1 protein-coding gene is annotated in these 308 nt (G+C 53.2%); it reads right to left on the reverse strand.

Annotation, left to right across the window (positions count from 1 at the left end; translation table 11 throughout):
• Window positions 1-170 precede the first annotated feature (170 nt).
• A partial coding sequence (locus CFB45_RS38080) for an IS3 family transposase (RefSeq protein ID WP_144025310.1) occupies window positions 171-308 on the reverse strand: 138 nt, incomplete at its 5' end.

Raw genomic sequence — 308 nt, forward strand, 5'->3', positions numbered from 1 at the left:
GAAGCAGTGCTTGCCGAGATCGATTCCGATCAGCGATACCGTGTCCATGATGGCCCTCCAGAAGGACAAAATCCTCACTCAGCGTAGTCCACTGAGTGAGGATCGGGCTGACCATCCTATTAAGCCCCGCACATTGAACTGACCCCGTAAAGTTGGACGGGTTATGACGGCTAGGGCTGAGAGGGCTGAGTTCTGTATTGCACGGGACTCAGCCCTTTTAGTTTCAGTTTGATGCGGTCGTGATTGTAGTAGTGGATGTAGCTTGCCAAGCCGGTTTGCAGTTCGTCCAGGTTGCGGAACCGATTCAG

Origin of the sequence: Burkholderia sp. HI2500, from assembly GCF_002223055.1 — a bacterium.
GTDB lineage: Bacteria > Pseudomonadota > Gammaproteobacteria > Burkholderiales > Burkholderiaceae > Burkholderia.